General features: G+C 62.3%; 1 protein-coding gene. It reads right to left on the bottom strand.

The window, feature by feature from the left end:
• On the bottom strand, positions 1–231 hold a 231-nt coding region (locus CVH10_RS24840), incomplete at both ends, for a GDP-mannose 4,6-dehydratase (RefSeq protein WP_146143432.1).

The following is a 231-nucleotide window of genomic DNA, read 5'->3' as shown; positions in this document are numbered from 1 at the left end:
GCCCAGCGAACCGAAGACTTCGTCGGTTGAGATATGGTGGAAGCGGAATGCGGCCTTGGACGCATCGTCCAGATCGCGCCAATAACCTAGTGTCTGGTTCAGCATGACGAAGGTGCCGACCACATTGGTCTGGACGAAGGCGCCAGGGCCGTCGATCGAGCGGTCGACATGGCTCTCGGCGGCCAGGTGCGCGACTACGTCCGGCGTGAAGTCGTGCAGGGCATTGGCCAC

This window comes from Halomonas sp. ND22Bw, from assembly GCF_003011945.1.
Taxonomy (GTDB): Bacteria; Pseudomonadota; Gammaproteobacteria; order Pseudomonadales; family Halomonadaceae; genus Halomonas; species Halomonas halophila.
The sequence above is the reverse complement of the archived record's forward strand: the minus strand, read 5'-3'. Positions and strand labels throughout refer to the sequence as shown.